The 25,422-nt window shown below is 65.7% G+C and carries 20 protein-coding genes; 8 read left to right on the plus strand and 12 right to left on the minus strand.

Going from position 1 to position 25,422, the window contains the following annotated elements; genetic code table 11:
* Positions 1-36: 36 nt before the first annotated feature.
* Positions 37-1,863, minus strand: a complete 1,827-nt coding sequence (gene typA / locus P6U24_RS01505) for a translational GTPase TypA (RefSeq protein ID WP_407157455.1) — start codon at positions 1,861-1,863, stop codon at positions 37-39.
* Between the two features lie 266 nt (positions 1,864-2,129).
* Complete coding sequence (locus P6U24_RS01510; RefSeq protein WP_407157456.1) at positions 2,130-2,891, minus strand: Crp/Fnr family transcriptional regulator; 762 nt, start codon at positions 2,889-2,891, stop codon at positions 2,130-2,132.
* Positions 2,892-3,055: 164 nt separating this feature from the next.
* Here P6U24_RS01510 and P6U24_RS01515 point away from each other — a divergent pair, with 164 nt between their 5' ends.
* Entirely contained in the window at positions 3,056-3,433 is a 378-nt protein-coding gene (locus tag P6U24_RS01515; RefSeq protein ID WP_407157457.1) for a response regulator, read from the plus strand.
* Between the two features lie 95 nt (positions 3,434-3,528).
* Here the strand turns inward: P6U24_RS01515 and P6U24_RS01520 are convergent, their stop codons facing one another.
* Positions 3,529-5,103 (minus strand): alkaline phosphatase D family protein, encoded by a 1,575-nt coding sequence (locus P6U24_RS01520; RefSeq protein WP_407157458.1) that lies wholly within the window; start codon positions 5,101-5,103, stop codon positions 3,529-3,531.
* A gap of 99 nt (positions 5,104-5,202) precedes the next feature.
* On the minus strand, positions 5,203-6,612 hold the full coding sequence (locus P6U24_RS01525; protein ID WP_407157459.1) for a TAXI family TRAP transporter solute-binding subunit: 1,410 nt from the start codon (positions 6,610-6,612) through the stop codon (positions 5,203-5,205).
* A 281-nt stretch (positions 6,613-6,893) separates the two neighbouring features.
* On the opposite strand from P6U24_RS01525, the gene P6U24_RS01530 reads away from it, so the two are divergent.
* Together P6U24_RS01530 and P6U24_RS01535 are read left to right on the plus strand one after the other, a co-directional pair.
* Positions 6,894-7,196: a 4a-hydroxytetrahydrobiopterin dehydratase gene (locus P6U24_RS01530; RefSeq protein ID WP_407157460.1), complete on the plus strand. Its 303-nt coding sequence runs from the start codon at positions 6,894-6,896 to the stop codon at positions 7,194-7,196.
* Between the two features lie 112 nt (positions 7,197-7,308).
* The gene (locus P6U24_RS01535; protein ID WP_407157461.1) at positions 7,309-7,707 is read left to right on the plus strand and encodes a YkvA family protein; all 399 of its coding nucleotides are present in this window, start codon (positions 7,309-7,311) and stop codon (positions 7,705-7,707) included.
* Positions 7,708-7,946: 239 nt separating this feature from the next.
* On the opposite strand, the gene P6U24_RS01540 is transcribed toward P6U24_RS01535, so the two are convergent.
* The 3 genes from P6U24_RS01540 to P6U24_RS01550 all read right to left on the minus strand — a co-directional run bounded on the left by P6U24_RS01540 (position 7,947) and on the right by P6U24_RS01550 (position 11,655).
* On the minus strand, positions 7,947-9,122 hold the full coding sequence (locus P6U24_RS01540) for a TAXI family TRAP transporter solute-binding subunit (RefSeq protein WP_407157462.1): 1,176 nt from the start codon (positions 9,120-9,122) through the stop codon (positions 7,947-7,949).
* A 25-nt stretch (positions 9,123-9,147) separates the two neighbouring features.
* Positions 9,148-10,203, minus strand: a complete 1,056-nt coding sequence (locus tag P6U24_RS01545; protein ID WP_407157463.1) for a hypothetical protein — start codon at positions 10,201-10,203, stop codon at positions 9,148-9,150.
* A 477-nt stretch (positions 10,204-10,680) separates the two neighbouring features.
* Positions 10,681-11,655, minus strand: a complete 975-nt coding sequence (locus P6U24_RS01550) for an NADPH:quinone oxidoreductase family protein (protein WP_407157464.1) — start codon at positions 11,653-11,655, stop codon at positions 10,681-10,683.
* Between the two features lie 380 nt (positions 11,656-12,035).
* Here P6U24_RS01550 and P6U24_RS01555 point away from each other — a divergent pair, with 380 nt between their 5' ends.
* The 5 genes from P6U24_RS01555 to argG all read left to right on the plus strand — a co-directional run bounded on the left by P6U24_RS01555 (position 12,036) and on the right by argG (position 16,987).
* Entirely contained in the window at positions 12,036-12,668 is a 633-nt protein-coding gene (locus P6U24_RS01555) for an invasion associated locus B family protein (protein ID WP_407157465.1), read from the plus strand.
* A 140-nt stretch (positions 12,669-12,808) separates the two neighbouring features.
* Positions 12,809-14,020: a 23S rRNA (adenine(2503)-C(2))-methyltransferase RlmN gene (gene rlmN, locus P6U24_RS01560; protein WP_407157466.1), complete on the plus strand. Its 1,212-nt coding sequence runs from the start codon at positions 12,809-12,811 to the stop codon at positions 14,018-14,020.
* 122 nt (positions 14,021-14,142) lie between these two features.
* Positions 14,143-14,628, plus strand: coding sequence for a hypothetical protein (locus P6U24_RS01565; RefSeq protein WP_407157467.1), 486 nt, complete (start codon positions 14,143-14,145; stop codon positions 14,626-14,628).
* Between the two features lie 169 nt (positions 14,629-14,797).
* Entirely contained in the window at positions 14,798-15,574 is a 777-nt protein-coding gene (locus P6U24_RS01570; RefSeq protein ID WP_407157468.1) for a phosphatase PAP2 family protein, read from the plus strand.
* A gap of 75 nt (positions 15,575-15,649) precedes the next feature.
* A complete protein-coding gene (gene argG / locus P6U24_RS01575; protein WP_407157469.1) occupies positions 15,650-16,987 on the plus strand; it encodes an argininosuccinate synthase in 1,338 nt (445 codons plus the stop codon).
* Between the two features lie 311 nt (positions 16,988-17,298).
* On the opposite strand, the gene P6U24_RS01580 is transcribed toward argG, so the two are convergent.
* The 5 genes from P6U24_RS01580 to P6U24_RS01600 all read right to left on the minus strand — a co-directional run bounded on the left by P6U24_RS01580 (position 17,299) and on the right by P6U24_RS01600 (position 25,241).
* A complete protein-coding gene (locus P6U24_RS01580; RefSeq protein WP_407157470.1) occupies positions 17,299-18,372 on the minus strand; it encodes an OmpA family protein in 1,074 nt (357 codons plus the stop codon).
* A gap of 1,270 nt (positions 18,373-19,642) precedes the next feature.
* A complete protein-coding gene (locus P6U24_RS01585; protein WP_407157471.1) occupies positions 19,643-19,861 on the minus strand; it encodes a hypothetical protein in 219 nt (72 codons plus the stop codon).
* Between the two features lie 172 nt (positions 19,862-20,033).
* The gene (locus P6U24_RS01590) at positions 20,034-20,861 is read right to left on the minus strand and encodes an FkbM family methyltransferase (RefSeq protein WP_407157472.1); all 828 of its coding nucleotides are present in this window, start codon (positions 20,859-20,861) and stop codon (positions 20,034-20,036) included.
* Between the two features lie 174 nt (positions 20,862-21,035).
* Positions 21,036-23,018, minus strand: coding sequence for an ABC transporter ATP-binding protein/permease (locus tag P6U24_RS01595; protein ID WP_407157473.1), 1,983 nt, complete (start codon positions 23,016-23,018; stop codon positions 21,036-21,038).
* Between the two features lie 84 nt (positions 23,019-23,102).
* Positions 23,103-25,241, minus strand: coding sequence for an ATP-binding protein (locus P6U24_RS01600; RefSeq protein WP_407160733.1), 2,139 nt, complete (start codon positions 25,239-25,241; stop codon positions 23,103-23,105).
* Positions 25,242-25,422 lie beyond the last annotated feature (181 nt).

Here is a 25,422-nt window from a genome sequence, read left to right on the forward strand (position 1 = left end):
CCCTACTCGCTATTCGCCACTCACCATTGGCTTATCTCAGGCCACCGCTTCCTTGGCCTTCTCCGCGCGCTTGCGCTCGTTCGGATCGAGGTGCTTCTTGCGCAAGCGGATCGACTTCGGCGTGACCTCGACCAGCTCATCGTCCTCGATGTAAGCGAGCGCCTTTTCCAAGGTCATCTTGATCGGCGGCGTCAGGCGCACAGCCTCGTCCTTGGAGGTGGTACGGATGTTGGTGAGCTGCTTGCCCTTCAGCACGTTGATTTCGAGGTCGTTGTCGCGCGTGTGCTCGCCGACGATCATGCCGCGATAGACCTTCCAGCCCGGCTCGATCATCATCGGGCCGCGGTCTTCCAGCTTGAACATGGCATAGGCCACCGCCTCGCCCTGGTCGTTGGAGATCAGGACGCCATTGCGGCGGCCCTGGATCTCGCCCTTGTAGGGCGCATAGCCGTGGAACAGGCGGTTCATGATCGCGGTGCCGCGGGTGTCGGTGAGCAGCTCGCCCTGGTAGCCGATCAGGCCGCGGGTCGGCGCGTAGAACACCAGGCGCTGGCGGTTGCCGCCGGACGGCTTCATCTCGATCAGCTCGGCCCTGCGCTCGCTCATCTTCTGCACGACGACGCCGGAATGCTCCTCGTCGACGTCGATCACGACCTCCTCGATCGGCTCCAGCGTCTGGCCGGTCGCCTCGTCCTTCTTCAGCACGACGCGAGGACGCGACACCGAGAGCTCGAAGCCCTCGCGGCGCATGGTCTCGATCAGGATCGCGAGCTGCAATTCGCCGCGGCCGGAGACATCCATCGAATCCTTGTCGTCGGCCTCGCGGACGCGCAGCGCGACATTGCCCTCGGCCTCGCGCAGCAGGCGGTCGCGGATCATGCGGCTCGTGACCTTGTCGCCTTCGGTGCCGGCAAGCGGCGAGTTATTGACGATGAACGACATCGACACGGTCGGCGGATCGATCGGCTGAGCCGGCAGCGGGGTCTCCACGGTCGGATCGCAGAAGGTGTCGGCGACGGTACCTTTGGTCAGGCCCGCAATCGCGACGATGTCGCCGGCCTCGGCGTCATCGAGCGGCGTGCGCTCGAGGCCGCGGAAGGCGAGGATCTTGGTGATGCGACCCTGCTCGACCACCTTGCCGTCGGCGGACAGCACCTTGACCTGCTGGTTCGGCTTCAAGGTCCCGGATGAGATGCGGCCGGTGATGATGCGGCCGAGATAGGGGTTGGCCTCGATGATGGTGCCGATCATCCGGAACGGCCCTTGCTCGATCTTTGGCGCCGGCACGTGGCGCAGCACCAGCTCGAACAGCGGCTCCATGCCCTTGTCCTGCGGACCCTCCGGGCTGTCGGCCATCCAGCCCTGCTTGGCCGATCCATAGAGAATGGGGAAGTCGAGTTGCTCCTCGCTGGCGTCGAGCGCCGCGAACAGGTCGAACACCTCGTTGATGACTTCGGTCGGGCGCGCGTCCGGGCGGTCGACCTTGTTGATGACGACGATCGGCTTCAAGCCCACCTTGAGCGCCTTGGAGACCACGAACTTGGTCTGCGGCAGCGGACCTTCGGCGGCGTCGACCAGCACCAGCGCGCCGTCCACCATGTTGAGGATGCGCTCGACCTCGCCGCCGAAATCGGCGTGGCCGGGGGTGTCGACGATGTTGATGCGGGTGTCCTTCCACTGCACCGAAGCCGCCTTCGCCAGGATGGTGATGCCGCGCTCGCGCTCCAGATCGTTGGAATCCATGGCACGCTCGGCGACCTTCTGGTTCTCGCGGAAGGTGCCGGATTGCTGCAGCAGGCGGTCGACGAGGGTGGTCTTGCCGTGGTCGACGTGGGCGATGATGGCGATGTTGCGAAGGTTCATGGTCGGCTTTCTTCGGCTCGTGCTCGGTGCGGAGCGCGGGTTTCCTTTAAGGGAATCAGGCTGTTAGCTACAGGCGCGCGCTCGCGAAATCTAATCTGCGACAGGGACCATCGGGTCCAAAAAGGAAGCCCGGCCAAAGGGACCGGGCAAACCTGACGCGTTGCGCCGCAATATAGGGAGAAAAGGCCAAAAAACAATGACAATCCCAGCAATCGGAGACCCGAAATTCGCCCGGCTGGATCATGGTTAGCCGGCGGCCTTGGCGGTCAGCCGGCCTCGGCCTGATCGGTCGGATAGACGCCGCTCAGCACCTCCTCGAAATGCGCCTTCACGGCCTCGTTGCAATGGCAGCAGCGCCGTGTCAGGCCGGCGAGATCGCGGACCAGAATGGTGCCGCGCCTCGTCTCCAGAATGCCTTCGGCCTTGAAGCCCTGCATGATCCGGCTGGCATAGGACCGGCCGACGCCGAGCAGGGTCGCCAGTTGCTCATGCGTCAGCGGCACGGTGTCGGCATCGCCGGTGCGCTCCATCGCCGAGATGATCCATTTGGCGGTGCGCTGCTCGATCGAATGGATCGCGTTGCAGGCGGTTGACTGGAACATCTGCGCCAGCATGCAGTCGGCGTAGCGCGCAAACACGTTGCGCAGCGTCTTCGACTGCAGCTTGGCGGCCTCGAGTTTGCTGACCGGCATGTGGGCGAACGGGCCGCCGAACTTCACCGCGATGCGAGTATAGGCCGGCAGGAAACCCTGGCTGACGATGCCCCCGACCGCGCCCTCGCGCCCGACCAGGATGGCTTCGACATCGCGGCCGTCCTCGCTCGGGACGAGATAGGAGGCAAGCGCCGGTCCGCAGGGGAAGTGGACCGTCTGCACGTCGTCTCCGGGGTTGTAGAGCAGATCGCCGGCTTCAACCTCGTCCTGTGCCAGATGGGGTGCAATCAGCACGTAATCGGCGGCGCTCAGCCGCCGCAGCAAGTTATTGTAAGGCCGCTCCCTGGAAATTGCGCTCACACCGCGGGCCAGCATGTCCGTTCCCTCGTTTCCCGTCCCATTGATCCAACCGGCGCCCTTGTGTGTACAAGTGAACCGACAAGGGAACTCCGGTGTGATGGATTGGGTTCCAAGGGACCCGCCGGCGCGCTCTGCAGGCGCCGGCAGCGGGGCCATCCACCGTACATGGAACCCCGCACATGACATCCGACTTGGACGACCGCTCGCCCGAACTCTATCGGGACGTTTTGATCGTCGAGGACGATCCCATCATCGCGCTCGGATTCGAGGACACGCTGCTCAGTCTCGGCGTGACTGTCGTCCGCGTGGCAGCCAATGTCGCGACCGCGCTGCGCGCCATCGACGAGCGTGCGCCGGAGTTCGCGTTGCTCGATGTGGGCCTCATCGGCGAGAAGAGCGTCGCCGTGGCCGAACGGCTCGCCGGGCTCGGCATCCCCTTCGCATTCGCGACCGGCTATGGCGCCGATCTCGTACCATCGGCCTTCGCCGACCGGCCGCGGCTGCCAAAGCCGTGCACGACCGACGTGCTCAAGACGGCGCTCAGGCGGAAGGTGTAGTTCTTTTTTGGGAAACCTCGCTCCGACGGCGGTGCGCTCCCTCTCCCCGCAAGCGGGGAGAGCTTATCGCGCCTCGATCGTACGGCAGCTGTGTCTCACCCCATCTTCGGATCGAGCGTGGTCGACCACAGCGCGACGTCTGCGCGGTCGCGTAAGGTGACGGTCATCTGTCCGGTCGCGCCCTCGATTTTGACGTGGCCGAAGAACTGCATGCCGGCCGACGGCGGCAGGTTCTGCTTGTCCTCGCCCGGCGCTTTTACGAACCGCACTTCGGGACCGAAGGTGTTGTCCAGCTCGTTCGGGCCGAACGTGCCGGCGTGCAGCGGGCCGGAGACGAATTCCCAGAACGGCTCGAAATCCTGGAATTGCGCCTTGTTCGGGTCGTAGTAATGCGCGGCGGCGTAGTGCACGTCGGCGGTCAGCCACACCGTGTTCTGGATCGGGGCCGTCTTGATGAAGCGCAGGATCTCGGCGATCTCGAGCTCGCGGCCGCGCGGCGCGCCATTGCCTTGCGCGAATGCTTCCGAGCCCTTCTTGTTGGCCGCGTCGTCATAGACGATCAGGCTGAGCGGCATGTCGGAAGCGATCACCTTCCAGGTCGCGCGCGAATCGAGCAGCGCCCGCTTCAGCCAGCGCATCTGCTCCGGCCCGATGAAATAAGCATCGGGACCATATGTCGTCTGATCGTTCGGGCCGTTGGCGCCGCGATAGCTGCGCTCGTCGAGCACGAAGACGTCGAGATGCGGACCGTAATGGATGGTGCGGTAGACCCGGCCCGGCTCCACGATGCTTTCGCGCATGGGATACATCTCGTGGAAGGCGCGGGCGGCGCGCGCCGCCAGCAGCTGGATATTGCGCTCCTTGTAGGCGGCGGGCAGGTCCTTCGAGGCCGACCAGTTGTTGGTCACCTCGTGGTCGTCCCACTGCACGAAGATCGGCACCTCGGCATTGAAGGCGCGGACATTGTCGTCGAGGAAATTGTACTTGTGCGCGGCGCGATATTCATCGAGCGTTTCGGCGACCTTGGCCTTCTCGGGGATGGTGATGTTCTTCCAGAGCTTGCCGTCTGGAAGCTTCACCTCGGACGGAATGATGCCGTCGGCATAGATGGTGTCGCCGGAATGCAGCAGGAAATCGGGCCGATGCTTCTTCATCGTCGCGAAGGTGACCATGCCGCCGTCGTCCGGATTGATGCCCCAGCCCTGGCCGGCGACATCGCCGCCCCAGACGAAGCTGACGTCGCGCTTGTCCGACGGCGCGGTGCGGAAGCGGCCAACCACCGGCTCGCTCTCGATGCCGGTATGGGAGAGGTCACGAAACTTGACGCGATAGAAGATGTCCTGGCCGGCGGGCAGGCCGTCGACCAGCATCTTGGCAGTGAAATCGCTTTCGGGCAGCGCCGCGATCGGCGGCAGCGCGCGGGCGTCCTTGAACGACTCCGTGGTCGCGACCTCGACCAGCATCTGCGACGGCCGGTCGGCGCGCGCCCACACCACACCGCCGTCAATCCCGACGTCGCCGGACTGCACGCCGTGGGTCACGACCGGCCGGTCCGCGGCACGGCTGAGATAGGGCATCGCAATCGTGCTGACGCCGGCAGCGGCCGCAGTGGACAGGAGACGGCGGCGGGACAGGCCGCGGAGATTGTGGCGTGGAATGCGGATCGTCATGCGGGTCTCCTCGTTGGCCGGCTGCGGACATCCGCCGCATGACCTAAGAGACTTTGATGACGCTGCGATTACAGCGCTACGATCGCAGCGCCGGCATGTCTAGCTGCTCGCGGCGCGCAGTTGGGCGCTGGCACGCTGCAGGTTTTGCGGCATGCTCATCAGGATCAGCTTGCGGTCGGCGACCGCGTTGTGAAATTGCTCGAGCGCGATGTTGAACGCGGTCAGCGCGCCCTCCTCGATCGCACCGTCCTCGAAGCAGGCCAGCGTAGAACGCAGGATATCGTCGGCCTCGGCTTGCAGCTTGTCGAGCTCCTCGGTCGCATCGGTCCTGCGCGCAAGCGTGATCATGTCGAGCAGGCGCTCACGCAGAGAAGTGTTGTTGCTGCGCTCGTCCTTCTTCAGGTAGCCGGCGAACCAGGCGCCGACCGAGCCCATCGCCGACAGCGCCATCAGCCCCCACCAGATGTAGTCGCTGTAGCGGTCAAGAAAGGTCTTCTCCTCACCATCAACGAAGGCCGCCGCGCCCGGATGCACCGGGATTGCGGCGTCCTTGTCGGTGTCGGGCGTCTCGATCTTGGCCGCCAACGGGAAGTCCGCCAGCAATTGCTGACGCGCCGCGAAGAGCTGATGTGCGAAGGCGGCGACGGTGGAGTCCGACAGGCCTTTCCGCGCCACGATATGGTGATTGAAGCTGATCGTCTTGACCTCATCCTCCGGGCGGTTCGGCGCTCCGCCGAACGCGCCGGCCGGAATGTCGGCCGACTCATATTCCGAGTGATTCTGCGCGATGGCGTCGGCGGAATCGATCGCCAGGAAGGTCGGCGACTCGCCATTCCTGATCGAGGCTGCGACGGCGTCCGTGGTGATCTTGCTGTTGACCGGGCCAGCGGCGAGATAGACGTCGGCCTTGTGGTTCTTGATCGCCTCCGCCGCCTCTGTGATCGGGAACTGGATGGTTTCGACCTTCGCGGGATCGACGCCATATTGCTGCAGGATCACCTTGAGCAGGCCGACATTGGCGGGCGTGCGGCCGATCACGCCAACCTTGTGGCCCGCAAGCTGCGAGATCTTGGTGATCTTGTCGGACTTCTTCTTGCCCTTGGCTCCAGCCGGCACCCACAGCACCACGACGTTCTTGCGCAGGGTCGCCACCGCCTGAGCATTCTTCGGCACGTTGAGGTCGCCGCGCACGATCGCGAGGTCCACCTTGCCGTCGGCAAGCGCCTGTGCGCTCTCGGCTGCACCTTCGGTCGGCACCGGGCGCAACCGGACGTAACTGTGGTTCTGCGCGAAGGTCTGCGTCAGCGCCTGCACCACCTTGAGATCGTCGCTATTGGCCGGACCCACGGCGATATGCAGGATGGCCGGGCGCATGGCGAAATAATACCCGCCCGCCAGCGCGCCGAAGATGGCCAGCGCCGCAGCGATCAGGATGAATACGGCCGGCTTGACCGACGAGCGCTGCGTCGGCGCAGTCTGACGATCCACCTCGTCCTGTCCTCCGGTCATCGAACCGCCTGTCAATCGCTTGAGGCGCAAGCTCATTCGGCACGCACGCCGGTAGATTGAAAAGGTAGCAGCTTTCTTAGCCCGACGGGGTTACATCTCCGTCATGGTTACCGGAACGCCGCCAAAGCCGGCCGCGGCTTCGGCAAGCAGCTGATTCGCAGGGTGATTCTCATGGGAAACTTTCTATTGCGGGCGGCGTAGGGAAGCGATGTATTTTGAGCATTGCGCGGCCAAACGCCGCTTATGCCCGCCAAGTTCCTCAATCGAACCGGAGGTCGGCCATGGTCGAGCTATTATCGGCGGATGCACGTGCCAAGGCGCTGAAGGAGCTGCCGGGCTGGTCTGATGTCGCAGGACGCGAGGCGATCGGCCGCACCTTCACCTTCAGGGATTTCAACGAGGCGTTCGGCTTCATGACCCGCGTCGCCCTGGTCGCGGAGAAGCGGGATCATCATCCGGAATGGCGCAACGTCTACAAGACGGTCGAGGTGACGCTGTCGACGCATGAGGCCGGCGGTGTGACCGCGCGCGATATCGACCTGGCGCGTGCCATGGATGCGATCGCCAAACAACTCGGCGCCTGAACCGCGCAATTGAGGGCGTTGCAGAACGTCTTGCAACGGGCGGCCCGGGTCCCCACGTTTGCCGTGGGACTTGAGCGCGCCGCAGGAACGGCGCGCGCGTGGGGAGGCCGCCGTGGCATCTGATACCACCGACACCAGCACAGGATTTGCCCCGGCCGACCGGCTGGCGCAGGACCGCGAAAGCGTGCGCCGGCGGTTCTGGGCCAAGTTCAGGCGCGTCGTGGCCCAGCTGCCGTTCGCCGAGGAACTGCTGGCGGCCTATTATTGCGCCTTCGACAAGGAGACGCCGCGGCACGTTCAGCTCTCTTTGCTCGGCGCGATCGCCTATTTCATCCTGCCGTTCGATTTCGTGCCGGACATGCTGCCGGTGCTCGGCTTCACCGACGATGCCGCCGTCCTCGCCACCGCGCTCCGCATGGTCGCCTCGCATATCACGCCCGACCATCGCGCCGCCGCCCGCGCCACGTTGCAGCGTGGGCTGAACGGGGCAGGCGAGGAGAACGCGGCGTAGTTCCGCGAACTCACATCGCAAGAGATCGGCTTGCGGAGAGACACCCCTCACCCGTCTCGCCGCTACGCGGCGAGCCACCCTCTCCCGCAACGGGAGAGGGTGCACTGTGGACGTCGCTCTGATGTTTCAAGACATTGACGTGCATCGAGCAGAAAGCCGTCTCCTTTCGACTAATCGCTCAAACAAAGAGCCCCGCGGCGATGCCGCGGGGCTTTGATCTCAGACGGTGCGTGGAGGCTTTAGCGCTGGCGCGCCCGGCCGCCGCCCTTCTCGGCCTCCCAGGCCTGGAACTGCTTGAACAATGTCTCGCGATCGGCGTCCGACACGCTCTTTGCCGAGGCGTTCTTGTTCAGGAAGTCGTCGAAGCGGTCACGCGTCGTCGCTCCGGCTGTTCCTTCCATCGAATGCGACTCCAGCCACTTCGTCGCAACCGGCAGACGTTGCCAGCCGGCGAGCGGCGCCGACAGCGACACTTCCTTCCACTTCGGATGGAAGGGCGGATTCTGCAGCGCCGGGAATTTGGTGAAGAAGGCGTCGACGAACAGCGTCAGCTTGCGGTAGCGGTCGGTGTTGGGCGCCCAGTTGTAAGCCGCGAGCACCGCCGGGACTGCGATGGTGTCGACCTTGTCGCCGTCGGCGATCAGGTTTGGATAGTCTTTCGAGGTCAACGTTGCCGGCAGATAATCGGCCTGCAACGGCCGCTCATAATCGACATTGACGAGATGGAAGCGGCCGTCATTGACGAAATTGGTAACCGACTTGTAGGGCTTGCCGCCGACCACGATCACGGCGTCGAGCTCGCCCTTCTTCAGCTTCTCCATCGCGATCCGCTGCTCGATGTAGCGGAAGTTGGAGGCGTTGAGCCCGAGGCGTTCGAATGTCGTCAAGGCCGTCACAAAGGTGCCGCCGTCCGGAAGGTCGACGCTCACCCGCTTGCCGTCGAGGTCGCGCAGGTTACGGACCGCGAGCGGCGCGATCACCTGCATCTCCTCGTTGTAGAGCTTGGTCACATAGGTGAACTGCTTCTTGATGTCGTGCGCGAATCCCTTGCGCTCGAGATAGTCGAGCGTGTCGGCGCGCACGACGCCGAGATCGACGCCCTGCAGGAACAGAATGTCGGCGATGCTCTGGACCGAGCCGCGGCCGACGATCGGCAGCACGCGCAGCTTGTTGCCATCGTCGAGCATGGAGGACAGGTCGGCGCCGAACTGCACATAGGTGCCGCCGATGGTCCCCGTGATCAGGGTCACGGTGTTGGCGTTGAGGGCTTGCTTGGTCTGAGCCGAGCCGAATTGGAAGATCGATTTGAGGCTGTCGCTGACCTTCGCCGGATCATACTCCTCGGCCGCCTGTGCGTTGAACGAGCCTATGACCATGATGGCAGCCAAGGCTGCCAGCCTGCTGAAACGCTTCATCTGTTTCCTGCCTTGGACGTCTCGATTAGTTCTGCAACTGGTTGAGGCGGCGCTGCGCCTCGGCCGAGCCGAGCTGGGCGGCGCGGCGGTACCAGTTGCGGGCCGCGTTCGGATCGGCGTTGATGTTGCGCACGTCGCGGGTGCCGAGCACCTGGGCGTCGTAGGTCTGCGCCAGCATCAGCGCGGCGGCCGGTTCCTGCGCGTCGGCTGCGCGCTCGAGCAGCAGGCGGGCCGGCGGAATATCGCCGGAGGCGAGCAGGCTCTTGGCGCGCTTCATGATGCCAGCCAGTTCGTCAGGATCCATCCGGCGGCCGGCCTGCTGCTGCGGCGGCGGGGCGTTGACGGAGGGCGTGGCGAAAGTGGGCGTGACGATCGCGGTGGCAGCGCCCGGTGCGGTGATCGAGGCCGGTGCAGTCGCCATCGGGGCGGGTGCCGACGGACTTGCCGACTCAGGCGCAGTGGTCACCGTCGGTTCGACCGCGGCGCGGTTCTGCAGCGCGGATTGGTAGGCGTTGGCGATCTCCTCGCGGCTCGGGACCGCGGATGCGGTCTGTACCGGCTTCGCGGCAGTCTCCGGCAGCATCGGAGCCGGCGGCAGGCGGGCCGGCTCGTTGAGCTGCAGGTCGCGCGCGGTCAGCTGGGTGCCGCTCGGCTGCGGCGCGGTCGGATCCGGCGCCGAGCCGATGATCGAGGCCTTGGCGGTTGCGACCAGGTCGCGCGTCGCGTCCGACGTGACCAGCGCAAACAGCACGGCGACCGCTGCGGCTGCGATCACTGCCAGCAGGATACGCGAGGACAGGCTCGGCCGGCGCGGGCGTGCCGGCCAGTGCTCCGCGTATTCGAGCTCATCCCGCTCGTGCATCTGCATATGGACATGGTGATGCTGCTCTTCCTCGTCATCGTAGCCGGACAGGAACATCGGCATCGACTCTTCGGAAGGATACTCGTTGCCGCGCGTCGCGCGACCGAACCTGTAAGACTGTGCGCGCGACCCGACCTGCTCGTCACCGAAGGCATCAAAATCAGGATCGCGTGAATTGTTTCCGTCGTGTGACCGACCGTAGGTCGTCCGCTCACCCATTGGCGATGTTCCCCACTTCAACTCTGACGCAACGATCGGGGTATCCACCGGTCAGTTTGTCAAGACCGGCGCGCGCGTTAGGCACCCCATATACAAGTCGTAATTGACTAACTGAATCGGCCCAAAAGTGGACGGCAGCGGGCACAAATCTGGATATATTTTGCTCTGATTGTGGCGACGGTCGCAAAAGCGAATTCATGCTGAAGCTTAAAGTTTTTGAATATCAGCCACTTAGTCGATATGTCAGCAGCGCCTTAATTTGGCCTGGTTGCATTAACCAAAACGCGCTCGTTTTACGTTTTGTTAAGCAATTTAGCTGTGGATTTCGGTTGATTCGCGGTGGCTGTGCTCTCGATGCATCGGTTGTCTGCAACTGTCAATTGCGGTCCGCAATACTACTGATCGAGGCTTGGTGTTTCCGCCCTGTTGGCGCAGCCGCGCAGGCGGCCGCATTGCCGCCTGCCTGCCATTTTTTGCTCAGGGGTGCAGGATGACCTTGCCCATGGCCTGCCGGCCGGCAAGCACTTTCAGCGCTTCCGCGGTCTGTGCCAGCGGGAAGGCGCGGTCGACATGGGAGGAAATCTTGCCCTCCGCGGTCCATTGCACGAGCTTTTCGAGATTGGCGCGGTTCTTCGCCGGATTGAGCCGCGTCCAGGCGCCCCAGAACACGCCGCGAATATCGCAGCCTTTCAGGAGCGCGAGATTGAGCGGCATCTTCGGAATCTCGCCGGCGGCAAAGCCGATCACCAGGAAGCGGCCCTCCCAGGCGATCGCGCGCAGCGCGGCTTCGGCGTAAGCACCGCCAACCGGATCGAAGACGATGTCGACGCCCTTGCCGCCGCTCAGGCGCCGCAGCCCTTCCTTCAGGTCCTCGGTCGCGTAGTTCAGCGTCAATTCCGCGCCGTGCGCCCTGGCGAATGCCAGCTTCTCGTCCGACGAGGCGCAGGCGATCACCTTCAGCCCCATCAGCCTGCCGAGTTCGCAGGCAGCGAGCCCGGTTCCGCCGGCTGCGCCGAGCACGGCCAGCGTCTCGCCTTGCTTTGGACCGGCGCGGTCCTCCAGCGCATGCAGAGCGGTGCCGTAAGTGATGATGATGCCGGCGGCGCGGTCGAAATCGAGATTGTCGGGGATCTTCACGATCGAGGCGGCCGGCAGCGCGATCTTCTCGCGCGCGCCATTGTGGCCGCAGGAGGCCACGACGCGGTCGCCGACCCTGAGATCGGTGACTCCGTCGCCGACGCTCTCGATCACGCCCGCAACCTCCGCGCCGGGCGAGAACGGGAATGGCGGCTTGATCTGGTACTTGCCCTGGATCATCAGGATGTCGAAGAAGTTCAGCGCCGCCGCCTTGATCGCGATCACCGCTTCGCCCGCAGCAGCAACGGGATCGGGGACGTCGGCATAGACGAGGTCGTCGGGCTGGCAATATTGCGAGCAGAGAATGGCTTTCATGGACGCTCCCGTTGTCTTGCTTTGTTGTCAGTGTGTGGAACCGAAAAGCTTCATGCCGGATTTACGCGGACGCGACAATCGGCCTCAGCCGCGGCGATCGTCGTGGCGGCGTCAAGCAACGCGCTGCTCGGGGAGACGTATTGGCGCGTTGTTTGCTGCGCGTGGGGTCCCTTCACGAAAGGAGCATGCATGCATGATAGAGCGAGACGGGACGTCGTGACTGGTTCCGGAGGCACGAGTTCGCTTGCGCCTGTGGCTTAACCGCCTTTGCAAGAACGTGCTTTAGCGGCTATTCATCCCGCGCGGCGGCGCGCGGTTCCGGGCCATCTTCCAGTCACAATATTGATAGAACCAAGACGTCGGGGGAATCACATCTGATCATGTTTCGGCGGTTACTGACAGCGCTGGCGACCGGCGGGCTGGTGCTCGGGGTTCCCAGTCTTGCAGCGGCGCAAGGCGCAGCACCGAAGGCGCCCAAGGAAGCGCCCAAGGCGGCCGTGCCGAAGGCCGCGGCGCCGACGCCCAAGGCGGAAGCCAAGCCTGCTGTCCCGAGCGTCGGCGGCGTCGAGCCCACCTTGATCGGTCAGTTCGGCGGTTGGGGCGCCTACACGGCAGCGCCGAATGGCAAGAAGGTCTGCTTCGCGCTGGCCAAGCCGACGTCCTCGAAGACCAATCCGCCGAACCGTCCACGTGACCCCGCCTATGCCTTCGTCTCGACCCGGCCGTCCGAGAAGGTGTTCAACGAAGTGTCGATCATGATCGGCTATGCGCTGAAGCCCGGCTCGGAATCGACGCTCGAGGTCGGCGGCGCTGCTTACGCGATGTACACGCAGGGCGACGGGCTCTGGATCAAGAACGCCGCGGAAGAGGAGCGGATGGTGGAAGCGATGCGCCGGGCTCCCGAGGCGGTGGTCAAGGGCGTCTCCGCCAAGGGCACGGAGACCACCGACACTTTTTCGCTGAAGGGCCTCGCTCAGGCGCTCGACCGCATCGCGCAGGACTGCAAACGATAACGCTGCCGGCGGCAGGATTGCCACCGTTAACCAGGCACCATTTGTGCGTGTCGTGGTCGCAATCGCGGCTCGGATGATTATATAAAGCTGCTTGAAGCTTCCGGCCGCCGCGGCCAATCAGCACGTTGGATCACTTGAAGATGTCGTCGACTGCCGAGCTGCGCCAATCTTCCGCGCCCCTCGAGAAGACCCCGCTCGAAACCTACGTGCCGCCGGCCCGGCCGTCGCTGATCGGGCTGTCGCGCGAGGAGCTTGCCTTAAAGCTCGGCGAGATCGGCGTGCCGCCGCGGCAGCAGAAGATGCGGGTGCAGCAGCTCTGGCATTGGATCTATTTCCGCGGCGCCAAGAGCTTCGATGAGATGACGTCGGTTTCCAAGGAGACGCGCGCAGGGCTCGCGGAGCGCTTCACGGTCGACCGTCCCGAGGTGGTCGCCGAGCAGATCTCCAATGACGGCACCCGCAAATGGCTGCTGCGGCTGCCGAGCGGCGATGACCTGCAGAAGGCGCATGAGGTCGAGTGCGTCTACATTCCCGAGACCGATCGCGGCACGTTGTGCGTCTCCTCGCAGGTCGGCTGCACGCTCAACTGCGCGTTCTGCCACACCGGCACGCAGCGCCTGGTGCGCAATCTCACCGCCGGCGAGATCGTCGGCCAGGTCATGGTGGCGCGCGATCGCCTGAACGACTGGGCCGACCGCGACACCCCGCACGGCAACCGTCTCGTCACCAACATCGTGATGATGGGCATGGGCGAGCCGCTCTACAATTTCGATGCGGTGCGCGATGCGCTCGCGATCGTCGCGGACAATGAAGGCATCGGCATCTCCCGCCGCCGCATCACGCTGTCGACCTCGGGCGTGGTACCGAACATCATCCGCGCCGGCGAGGAGATCGGCGTGATGCTGGCGATCTCGCTGCATGCGGTGCGTGACGAGCTGCGCAACGAGCTGGTGCCGCTGAACCGCAAATATCCGATTGCCGAGCTGCTCAAGGCCTGCCGCGATTATCCCGGCGCCTCCAATGCACGGCGCATCACCTTCGAATATGTGATGCTCAAGGGCGTCAATGATTCGCTCGATGATGCCAAGCTCCTGGTGAAGCTGCTCAAGGGCATTCCCGCCAAGATCAACCTGATCCCGTTCAATCCATGGCCGGGCACCGCCTATGAGTGCTCGGACTGGGAGCAGATCGAGAAGTTCTCCGAATACGTCTTCAACGCGGGCTATTCCTCGCCGGTGCGTACGCCGCGCGGCCGCGACATTCTCGCCGCCTGCGGCCAGCTCAAGTCGGAAACCGAAAAATTGTCGGCCCGCGAGCGCCAGGCCCTGCGCGCCATGGCGATGACGGATTGAGCTTGATCCCGGATGCCAACCTTCGTCATTGCGAGCGAAGCGAAGCAATCCAGGCCTACGCGCGTGATGCTGGATTGCTTCGTCGCTTGCGCTCCTCGCAATGACGGAGTGAGGGGTGTATCATGGCGCTGATCGGCCGCTTGTTCGTGATCCTGTTCGCCTTTCTCGCCGCCTGCTTCGTCGCCGGCCTGATCGTGGTCGGTGCGATCCTGTTCCCCGAATTCTCCGATCTCGGCGAGGGCCCGATCGACCAGGGCGCGCTCGACATCATCATCGGGTTCGGCATCATCTTCGTCTCCGGCGTTGCGCTGATCCCGGCGCTGCTGATCGCGCTGATCACCGAAGCCTTCTCGATCCGCAGCGTGCTGGCCTATGCGATCGGCGGCGGCGTGGTCGGGCTCGCCGGCTATCTCGGCCTCATTCCGTTCGACCCCGAGACCTTTCACTTCGAAGGCATCGTGCGTCGCCATTTGGAGATCATGACCGGCGCCGGCATCGTCGGCGGCCTCGTCTATTGGATGATCGCCGGGCGCAACGCGGGCGCGTGGCGCAGGCCGCCGCAGCGTCTGCCGCCTCCGCCGCCGCTGCCGTCCGGCTCGCCGCGGTGATGCATGGACGCCGTCATTGCGAGGAGCGTCAGCGACGAAGCAATCCAGATTCATTGACGTGGCCCTGGATTGCTTCCGCCTTCGCCCATTGGGCTTCGGCGGACACGTCGCTTGCGCTCGCAATGATGGGGGTTTCCTCGCCTTCCTCGCTCCGCTAAACGCTTCCCTCATGAACCGGACCGGACTCTTCATCGCGCTGGCGCTGGCGCTCGTCATTGGACTGTTGTTCGGGATCTTTCCCGAGCTTGATCTCAAGCTCGCCGCGCTGTTCTACGATCCGACGACCCGCAGCTTTCCCTTGAAGTCGAACGAGGTCGCCTCATTCGCGCGCGATGCTGCGATGTGGATCGCCTGGGGGATCGCGCTGCCCTCGATCGTGGCGCTGGTGGTGAAGTTCATCCGCCCGGACCGGCCGCTGCTGGTGTCCGGCCGCACCATCGCCTTCCTGCTGCTGACCTTGTCGCTGTCGGCCGGGGTGCTGACCAATTTCACCTTCAAATCCTATTGGGGCCGGCCGCGTCCGATCGCGGTCACCGCGCTGGGCGGCGACCTGCCGTTCGTGGCGTGGTGGGACCCGCGCGGAGGGTGCCCTCACAATTGCTCGTTCTTCTCCGGAGAGGGCGCCACGGCTTTCTGGACCATCGCGCCGGCCGCGCTGACGCCGCCCGCGATTCGTCCCGTCGCCTACGCCGCGGCGGTGCTGTTCGGGATCACGACATCGGTGCTGCGCATGTCATTCGGCGGGCATTTCTTTACCGACGTCGCGGCCGCCGGCCTCGTCAGTTTTTTCGTCATCTGGCTTGTCCATGGCTACATCTACCGCTGGCCTTCGCGGCTGTCCGATGAGGCGATCGATGCCGCGCTGACGCGCCTGGCGTGGCCCGGCTATCGCTTCGCCCGCCGGCTCTTTCGTCGCCGGCGCCCGGCCGCGGCCAGCGGCCAATAAACGCGTGCCCTGGCCGGCGAAAGCTGGTATTCGCCCAGCCAATTCGCCAGACATCTACGACCGATTGGAAGCTCCATGACGACGATCCTGAAAGGCCTGCCCAAGGGGGACAAGGTCGGCATTGCGTTCTCGGGTGGTCTCGACACCAGTGCGGCATTGCTGTGGATGAAGCTCAAGGGCGCCCGCGTCTTCGCCTACACCGCCAATCTCGGCCAGCCCGACGAGAGCGATTACGACGAGATCCCGCGCAAGGCGCTCGGCTTCGGCGCCGAGAAGGCGCGGCTGGTCGATTGTCGCAGGCAGCTGGTGCATGAGGGCATCGCGGCGATCCAGTCCGGCGCGTTCCACATCTCGACCGGCGGCATCACCTATTTCAACACCACGCCGCTCGGCCGCGCCGTCACCGGCACGATGCTGGTCGCTGCCATGAAGGAGGACGGCGTCAATATCTGGGGCGATGGCTCGACCTACAAGGGCAACGACATCGAGCGCTTCTATCGCTACGGCCTGCTCACTAATCCCAACCTGAAGATCTACAAGCCCTGGCTCGACCAGCAGTTCATCGACGAGCTCGGCGGCCGCGCCGAGATGTCGGCGTTCCTGACCGCCAACGGGTTCGACTACAAGATGAGCGCCGAGAAGGCGTATTCGACCGACAGCAACCTGCTCGGTGCAACCCACGAGGCCAAGGATCTGGAGAGCCTTGCCAGCGGCATCCGGATCGTCAATCCGATCATGGGGGTGCCGTTCTGGCGCGACGACTGCGCCGTTAAGGCCGAGACGGTCACGGTGCGCTTCGAAGAAGGCCAGCCGGTCGCACTGAACGGACAGACCTTCGCCGATCCCGTCGCGCTGTTCCTCGAGGCCAACGCCATCGGCGGCCGGCACGGCCTTGGCATGAGCGACCAGATCGAAAACCGGATCATCGAGGCCAAGAGCCGCGGCATCTACGAGGCGCCGGGCATGGCACTCTTGCACATCGTCTATGAGCGGCTGGTCACCGGCATCCATAACGAGGATACGATCGAGCAATACCGCATCAGCGGCATGCGGCTCGGCCGGCTGCTCTACCAGGGACGCTGGTTCGATTCGCAGGCGCTGATGCTGCGCGAGACTGCGCAGCGCTGGGTGGCGCGCGCCGTCACCGGCGAGGTCACGCTCGAACTGCGCCGCGGTAATGATTATTCGATCTTGAACACTGAAAGTCCGAACCTGACCTATCAGCCGGAGCGGCTGAGCATGGAGAAGGTCGAGGACGCGGCGTTCACGCCGGCAGACCGCATCGGCCAGCTGACGATGCGCAATCTCGACATCACCGACACCCGCACCAAGCTGAAGCTCTACACCGACACGGGCCTGCTGTCGGGCCCGGAAGGCGCGCAGATCTTCCAGCTGGGGAACGACAAGAGCTGAGGGAACTGCAGTCGCGTTTGGCTCTGCTGTCATCGTCCGCGCAGGCGGACGATCCAGTACTCCGTGATCGTCCGGTCAAGCCACGGAAGCCGCGGCGTACTGGATGCCCCGCCTAAGCGGGGCATGACGACGTTCTTGAAACGATCTCGATCCCGTTATTGCGAGGAGCCGAAGGCGACGAAGCAATTCTTCCTGATGCTGGATTGCTTCGCTTCGCTCGCAATGACGGTGTCATGAGCAGCGCGCAAAACGAATGAAAAAAATGGCCGGGATCGCTCCCGGCCATTTCCTTTTGCGTTGATAGCTGCGCCTCAGCGGGGCGGGGCGACGCCGGGCGGGGGCGGCGGCAGCGAGGCCTGCCCGCCATTGAGCAGCGGGGTGATGCGGCGGACCGTGACGCGCCGGTTGATGCGGCTCGGTCCCTGCGTCTGCTCCTTCAGATACTGCGCGCCATAACCCTGCGACGTCAGGTTCTCCGCCGGAACGTTGAACTGCTGGGTCAGCAGCGTCGCGGCGGATTCGGCGCGGCGGTCCGACAGCGACAGGTTGTCGGTGTCGTTGCCGACCGCGTCGGTATGGCCCTCGATCAGGAACACCTCGCGCGGATTGCGCTGGATGGCCCGGTTGAGGCCGTCGGCGATCACCTGCAGCTTCGCGGCCTGGTCGGGCGAGATCTCCCACGACCCGGTGTCGAAGTTGATGGTGTTGAGGTCGATCGACGGCATCAACTGCCGCACCGACGGGCTGTAGCGGATCTCGTCGAGCGAATAACGTCGCTCGATCCGATCCACCGGCGGCGCCTCCAGCGTGTCGTAGATCACGTCCGGCGGCGCATCCGCAGCATCGACGATGTAGCGGTCATACGGGATGCGGATGGTCGGCGGCGGCAGGTCGACATAGAAGCCGCCGACCGCGGCGGGATCGCGGAAGGTGTTGTCGATGATGATGACCTCGCGGCCACCCGGATCCCGGCGGATACGGCGCAGCAGCCGACCGTCCGGCGTGGTGACGGTGACGATCTCGCTGCCGTCGGGACGGATCACGACGGTGCGGGTCTCGCCGCGCTCCTGCAGCACGCGGATGTCGCGCGCACCGAAGCGGAAGCGGTCGAGCTCGTCGTGACGGACGAACTCCTGCCCGCTCGGATCGCGCACGATGACGCGGCCCGGCTCGAAAATCACGGTGCGGCCACCTTCCTGAACCTCGCGGCGCTGGCCGCGGAAGTCCTCCAGCCGTTGCGGGCCGGGCGGTGGCGCGCCTTGCGGCAGTGGCGTGAGGGCCTGAGGCGACGGCGGTGGCGGGGCCGGCAGCGGCGCGGCGACCTGCGGCGGCGGACGGTTCACCTGGGTCGGCGGCGCGCCCGGCGGTGGCGCCCCCTGAGGCAAGGCGCTCTGGCCGCCCGGAGCGGGCGGTTGTCCGGCCGGAGGCGCCCGGGTCGGCCGCCGGGTCCGGCGGCCGGTGGCGCACCTGCCGGTGCGGGCGGCTGTGCTGCGGGTGCATTCGGGGCCGGCGGTGCATTGGGGCCCCCGCGCGGCGGGACCGGCGGGGCGCCAGGCGGCGTCCCCTGTGGTGCCGCTTGCGGGGCAGCCTGCGGCGCTGCTCCGGGACGGCCCGCGGGCGGCTGACCACCTGCCGGCGGTGCGGCAGGCGGTTGTGTGGGGGTAGCTGACGGCGCAGGGCTCGGCGGCGTGCCGGGGCGGCCGCCGGACGGCGGAGTGCCTGCGGCTGGTGGGGTCGCGTGCGACGGGGGAGCCGCTGTCGGTGGGGCTGCGCTCGGCGCCTGCGGAGCCGGGGGCGAGGGCGGCGGCGGTGTCGGATGTGCAGGCTCACGGGCCGCGGGCGGTGGTGGCGGCGGCGTTGGACGAGCAGGTTCTCTGGCCGACGGGGGCGGCGCCGGCGGTGTCGGATGCGCAGGCTCACGGGCCGTGGGTGGCGGTGGCGGCGGAGTCGGATGTGCGGGCGGCGCTGCCGCGGGCGGAGGCGGAGCCGTCGGGCGTGCTGGTGGCGGCGGTGCAGGGGGCTGAGGCGGCGCAGCATGCGGCGCCGGAGCCGGCGGAGGCGGTGCCGTCGGATGTGGGGCGGGCGCTGGCGGCGGCGGTGCGGCCGGATGCGCGGCGGGCGGAGCCGGGGGCGCGGCTGGAGGCTGGTGTGGAGCGGCGGCGGGCGGTGCGGCTGGAGGTTGGTGCGGGGCCGCGGCAGGCGGCGGCGCGCCCGGCCGTTGCGGCTGGCCGGCCGGCGGCTGGCCGCCATGCGGAGGCTGCTTCGGCCGTCCATCCGGGCCGACTTCGCCCTGCGCCTGCGCCATCACGAGCGGTGCTGACTGCGCATGCGATTCGGAGCTCGCCATTTGCATCGCCGACAAGGCGGTCGTCGCAAGCAGCAGCAGTCGAAGTTTGGTCATGTGATCTCGGTTCCCAGGTGTGGTTTCGGTCGAGGCGCGCGATGAACAGATATGCGTTAGGCCGGAATGTGGCGGTGTTCAAACGGTGGTTTCGATTTATTTCTGCCGTAATGCGGCGCGTCCGCGCAACCGTTCATGGTTCATTCAGGCTTAAGTTTCAACGGCTTGGATTGGAAGATCAGGCGGGACGAAATGCGGCCGCAGCAGCAGATGCGGCCACGGGTCGCTTCGCAAAGCGGCCCGTTGCGGCTCACTCAATCGGTGGCTGGATTCGGCGGCGTGGGGCTGTTCGGTCCGCGCCCCGGCGATTCCTGCGGCATCTCACCCGGCAGCTCCCGGGGCGGATTCGGCATGCCGGGCTCGATGACCGGCGTTGGAATCTCGGGATTGGGATTGCCCACCGGATCTTCTGGCGGCGGCACGGTCGGATGGCCCGGCGTCGCCGGCGGAATCTCGGGAGGCTCGATTGGCATCACAGCGCGACCTTGCGGTTGTCGGCGAGATCAGGCCGCCCGCCGCCACCGGCGAAAGACAGGTTGATGGCGGGATCGCGCGCGATCCTGGCGTCCTGGTGCATGCTCGCTCCTCGGGTTCCAGGTCGACAACGCCGCGACGCCGGACGATGTTCCCGGGGCGAGGCCGGAACTAGCTGCGCAGCAGCAGCGTGTTGCTGCGGGTGCGGCCGGTCTCGCGATAGCCGCGGCCGATCATGTCGCCGAGGCAGTCCTCGAGCCATTCCTCGCGCGATAGATGCTCGATGACGACCGCGCGCGGCCAGAGCGCCTGCGGCGCGTCGCGAAAAAAGGACATCAGCACCCGGTCCTCGAAGCCTTCGACGTCAATCTTCAAGGCGTCGACCTTGGTCACGTTCGCCTCGTCCAGGATGCGCTGCAGCCGCAACGCGGGCACCTTGGTGGCATCGGTGGCGGGCAGGCCGGTCACGACATGGCTGGCGCCGAGATTGTCGGCGTCGGTCGCGATCATCAACTCGCCATCGGCATCGGCGGCCGCCGCGGCGACCAGCCTCACCTGCGCAAAGCCCGAAGCGGCGCGGTTGAAGGCGAGCCGTTCATGCGTCACCGGATGCGGCTCGACGGCGATCACGCAGCCGCGCGGACCGACGTGACGGGCGAGCGCCAGCGCATAGGTGCCGACATTGGCGCCGACATCGACGAACACGCCGCCGCCCGGCGTGTGGCTGCGCAGGAAATCGAGCTCCTCGCGGTTGTAGTCGGGATTGAACAGCGCGCCGCGCTCAGTGGCGCTCGCCTGGTGATAGAAGCGGAAGGACGCGCCCTGATAGGTCACGTCCACGGGGCCGGCGCGCAACAGAGTGACCAGCCGCGACAGCATCGGGCGAAAGGCCCCGCGCTTCAGGCCCGAATGATGCGCGAGCGCGATGATCGCAGCCTGCGCCGCATTGGGGGCGAGCGCACCGAACGGCGGCGGCACGGGATCATTGTCGGGGGTCACTGCGTCGTCCTCGCACTCGAACTCGGAGCGGGCTGTGATAACCGGTTTTGATGTCGACTCCAATGCAGGGGTTAGCGCCTCATTTTCGATGCCGTCCCGGCCAAGCGCAGCGCGAGCCGGGACGACACTTGATTTGAGGCAATGATCCAGCATCACGCGGAGACTGGAAGAAGCTCACGCCGCCTTCTTCTTTGCTGGTGTCCTGCGCTGGCGCAGGAAGCGGCCGAGCAGCCGCCGCTTGCCTTTGCGCGGGATCAGGTCGACGTCGCTCACCAGCTTGGCGCCGCCCTTGCGCCGCTCCAGCACGATCTTGCGGCTGTGGAACGCCTCGAGTTCGGCGCGGTGCGCGACGCTGACGATGGTGGCCTTCGGCAGCTCCGTCGTCACCATCTCCATCATCTTGTCCTGGCTCTTCGCGTCCAGCGCCGAGGTCGCTTCATCGAGCACGACGATATCGGGGTTGTGCAGCAGCAGCCGCGCGAAGGCGAGGCGCTGCTTCTCGCCGCCTGACAGCGTCTGATCCCACGGCGCCTCCTGCTCGATCTTGTCCTTGAGATGATCGAGCCCGACCTTGTGCAGCGCCTCGCTGATCTGCGCGCCGTCCCAATCGTCCGATGCGCCGGGATAGGCGACGGCCCGGCGCAAAGTGCCCGAGGGCACGTAAGGCCGCTGCGGCAGCATGAAGAGCCGGCGGTCGGCATGGAAATTGACGCTGCCACCGCCCCAGGGCCACAGGCCGGCGATCGCGCGCACCAGCGTGCTCTTGCCGGTGCCGGATTCGCCGGCGACAAGCAGCCGCTCACCGGGATTGATCACCACCTCTGTCTCGCCGACGACGGCGGTGCCGTCGTCGAGCGTCACCGAGAGATCGTTCAGGCTGAGCATGGCATCGCCCGCGGTCTCGCCGCGCTTGATGCGGCCGAAACCGTCGCCGAGCTCGGCGCGCTCCAGCGCGTCCAGCGACATCATCAGCGAGGCGATCCGGCGGGCGCAGGCGTTCCAATCGGCAAGGCTCGGATAATGGTCGACCAGCCATCCGAATGCGCTCTGCACGATGGTGAAGGCGCTTGCCGCCTGCATCACCTCGCCGAGGCTCATGCTGCCATCGAGAAACTTCGGCGCGCACAACAGCACGGGAACGACGGGCGCAATCAGGCTCGAGCCCTGCGACACCAGCGTGGTGCGCATGTGCTGGCCGGCCAGCCGCGCCCATTGCCGCAGCACGTTTCCGAAGGTCTTGTCGATGCCGTCGCGCTCCTCCTGCTCGCCGCCGAGCAGAGCGATGCTCTCGCCATTCTCGCGCACGCGGGTCAGCGTGTAGCGGAATTCGGCCTCGGCCTGGTTCTTGTCCTCGGAGATCGCCACGAAACGGCGGCCGATCGCCAGGATCGAGCCGGACGCGATCGCCGCATAGACCACGGCCGCGATGACCAGGAAGCCGGGAATGGTGATCGGCGTGCCGCCGAGATGGATGGTCAGCGCGCCCCCGATGGTCCAGAGCACGACGATGAAGGTAGCGGCCGACAGCAGCGCCGAGCTGACGCCGGACATGAAATCGACCGGCGAGTCGGTGGCGATGCGCAGGTCCTCGGCGATGCGGTATTCGGGATTCTTGTGGTCGCCGCTGACCAAATTGAGCTGGTAGTAGCGGCCGTTTGTCAGCCAGCGCGTGATCACGCTGCCGGTGAGCCAGGCGCGCCAGCGCCGCTGGATCGCCATCCGCGCATAGACTTGCGCGACGCCGAGCACCACGCTGCCGATCGCGAGCGGGAAGAACAATGCGGTCAGTTGGTAGACGGCATCGGAGTTGCGCTTCTCGATCGCGTCGAAGATCGCGCGATTCCAGACATTGATGCCATATTGGACCGCGACATTGGCGACGATCAGCACCAACAGGCCGATCGTGAGCAGCCAGGCGAGGCGGTCGCCGCTTCTGCCCCAATAGCCGCGCGCGCTGATCCAGAAGCGCGTCAGCAGATAGCTCTTGCGAACCTGCTCGGCCTCTTCCGGCGACAGCTCCGGATCGGGCTCGTCCACTTCGGGGGGCGGCGGCTCGACTGCATCGCCGTTTTCCGCCGCGATCGCAACGATCGGCTCCTCCTTCTCGGCCGCAGCCGCTTCGGATGTCGGTCGGGAAGTCGTCTGCGCCTGCGCCATGCTCCGACAACGGAACCGAAATCACTTGGTTCCGGTCGGCGCCGCGACCGCGAATGCAAGGCACCGGCGTTAAGAGGTCTGGCGTCACTGGTGCGGCGACGCAGCCGATGGCGAAGGGTGGGTTCGCGCCACCTTGTGCAGCATGCGCGACAGCTCCTCGATCGTATAGGGCTTGTGCAGCAGCTCGAAACCTTGCGCACCCTGCTGCGCCAGGACGTGGCTGTAGCCGCTCGCCAGCACGATGGGCACGGTAAAGTCGAGCCGGCGAATCTCCGCGGCGAGCTCGAGCCCGCTCATGCCCGGCATCACGACGTCGGTGAAGACGACGTCGAACTCGCTGTCGCCATCGACCAGCTCTTCCAGGGCATCCTTGGCATTGTCGACCAGCGTGGTGCGATAGCCGAGCTCGGCAAGCGCGTCGGTCGCCGAACGGCCGACATCGATGTTGTCCTCGACCACGAGGACCGACATGCCCTCGCCGCCAATCGGCGCAGTCGGCTCCAGCCGTGGCTGCGCCGCCTCGATTTCGTTGGCGACGCGGGGCAGATACAGCGTGAAGGTCGCGCCATGGCCGAGCTCGCTCGCGACCTGGACCTCGCCGCCGGACTGCTTGGCAAAGCCGAACACCTGCGACAGGCCGAGGCCGGTGCCCTGGCCGATCGTCTTGGTGGTGAAGAACGGCTCGAAGATGCGGTTGAACTGCTCTCGTGCGATGCCGACCCCGGTATCCTTGACGGACACCGCCACATAGCCGAGCGGCGGCGGCTCGCCGGGCCGCACCGGGGCCGGCAGATCCGGGACGAGGCCAACGGTGATCGTGAGCCGTCCCTCGCCGGCCATGGCATCGCGCGCATTGACCGCCATGTTGATCAACGCGGTCTCGAACTGGCCAGCGTCGGCATGGATGGGGCAGGCTTGATCCGGAATGTCGATCACGATCTCGATCCGCGAGCCCACCAGGGTGCGAATCATGTCGCGCAGCGCGCTGACGCTGCGGCCAGCATCGAATACCTCCGGCTGCAGTGCCTGTCGCCGGGCGAAAGCCAGGAGCTGTGCAGTCAGCTTGGCGGCCCGTTCCACCGTATCCGAGATCGCGTCGATATAGCGCTGCCGCCGCTCCTCCGGCAGGTTCGGCCGCCGCAAGAGATCGGCCGACGCCCTGATCACGGTGAGTAGGTTGTTGAAATCGTGCGCGACACCGCCGGTGAGCTGGCCCAGCGCCTCCATGCGCTGGCCGTGCTTGAGCGCATCCTCGGCCTCCATGCGGCGCGCCGCTTCCGCGTGGAGTGTTTGTGTCCGCCGCAGCGCCAGCATCAGGATCAGGAACAGCACCGCGGTCGCGGGCAGGCCGAAGATCAACTGCCGGCTCATGGTGGCGAGCCAGCGGGCGCGGATCGCAGAGGTCTCCAGACCAGCGCTGACATAGACCGGATATTCAGCCAGCCGCTGATAGCCGATGCGCCGCTCGATACCGTCGATCGACGACGTGACAGTGATGAGGCCGGCTGGGCGCTCGGCCATGGCTTTCAACGTGATCAGGTCCAGGCCGCGATCGGCCGGCAAGGCCGGAAACTCGGCGAGCGGGGTGCCATCGGCGCGGCGCACCGCGAAATAGCTGCCGGCCTCGCGGCCGATCCGGGCGTAGAAATTCTCGAAATATTCCGGCAGCAGCGATGCCTGGACCACGCCGGTGAACTCTCCATCCGCGCTCAGGCGCCGTCGGCTGACGCCGAAGAACGCCGCTCCCAGATAGGGAGAGCGTGGCGCCAGCGCCGTGCCGATATAGGTGCCGATATCGGCGGGGACGTGCGCCCTGAAATAGTCCCGGTCGGAGAAGTCGATCGCGGGCGGCGGCGAGACCAGGCTGTTCACCAGCGCCCGGCCCTGCGCATCGAACACCCAGGCCGATTTCATCTGCGGCAGGCTGGCGACGAGCTCTTTGAGCCGCTCATGCAGGACCGGCTCGCGCGAGCGGATCTCGTCGTCGGAGAGCCCGCGGACGATCTCGTTGATCTCGGCGAGGCTGCGGTCGATGGTCTCGAATACCTTCAGCGCGTGCTCGTGCACCACATCGAGCGAGCGCATGATCTCGCGGTCGGCCTCGTCCCGTGTCCCGGTGTAGGAGACGAAGGAGGCGACAATGAACAGCCCGAGCGGCAGCGCCAACGAGGCGATCATCATCCATCGCAACAGTCTCAGCGAATTGCGTTGCGCGCTCTGCACGGTCGCTCCGGCCATCGATGCTCCGAGCCTATATGCAATTGGCCGACCTCACAAAACGGCAAACGTTGCGATGCGGGGCGGGTTCCAGACAGGTCCTTCTTACTCTACCTTTGGTTGAGTGCATCCCAAGAATTCCGTAAGGATTTTCATCGAACGCGTCGGCATGTTCTGTCGAGCCAAG

The organism is Bradyrhizobium sp. STM 3557, assembly GCF_045571465.1.
Taxonomy (GTDB): domain Bacteria; phylum Pseudomonadota; class Alphaproteobacteria; order Rhizobiales; family Xanthobacteraceae; genus Bradyrhizobium.